This is a genomic window from Bartonella sp. MR168JLCBS (assembly GCF_042194175.1).
Genome location: NZ_JBHIMP010000062.1, coordinates 708 through 1,587, shown reverse-complemented (window position 1 = coordinate 1,587; position 880 = coordinate 708). Strand labels below are relative to the sequence as shown.

Annotated in this window: 1 protein-coding gene; it reads left to right on the top strand. The window is 39.4% G+C overall.

Translation table 11 applies throughout. From position 1 onward, the window contains the following. Nucleotides 1–197 (top strand): hypothetical protein (locus ACFIK8_RS09055; protein WP_375669231.1); only part of this gene is annotated, 197 nt, incomplete at its 5' end. Nucleotides 198–880: the final 683 nt, after the last annotated feature.

Here is an 880-nt window from a genome sequence, read left to right as displayed (position 1 = left end):
AAACGACAGAACTCACAGAAGCAGAAAAAGAAATGCTTCAGGAAATGATCCTCACCTATCAAAGTATAAAGGTGATGTCTCGCTGTATAAAATGGCTCGTATTCATCATCTTTCTGTTTGTTGTTGATCTTGCGCGTCTTATAGACGCAATAGAGAATATCTTTGCACATTTAAAGCAATGGATCTTGAAGAAATGAAGGACAAAATGCTCCACCGATTTATTGCTAGAGAGAGCAAAAACTCCTTGTTTAAGAAGATCCATAAAAATATATCGTGCTTTTGCATATCACCCATACCTGCTCCATCGCTGTATCACACTCTTTACGCACTTTTTTCAGTTCCTCAGTCACTCTGCAGAACAATTTCGTACGCTTGATAAAAGAATAATGCAATGCGAAAATAAGCATAGAAAATAAAATGCCCAATATCCTCAAACTCTGGATACCGAGGATAACGAATATCACAAGCTCCTGGTCACGTTTTCCCTGTAGCGTTTTAGAGAGTGATCGCTTTGTCTCGTTGCTGGGTTGCTTCTTCCAGCTGCTGAATGTTGTTTTCAATTGCCCGGTCAAGACTATGATGGGCCCTGCAATAAAAGATGCCAAGAAAAAAACACAGACCAATAGGAAGCCTCTCTCTCAGCATCTTAATAAGCATTCTCTCCTACTATCAGTTGTCTGTAAAGATGGGAATCCTTAAAACCGCCATGATGACAGAGCTAAAAAATATTATTTTATAATCTTTTGTCCCCAAATTTTGTCCCCAAAATCATAGATTCTTTGAAAGAAACGGGGCTTGCTGCTGTGTCAAGAAGCTAAACTCTGTCCCTTTGTCTCTCTCAGAGCTGCTTAATTGCTGTGTTCGCTCTTTTGCAATTCCT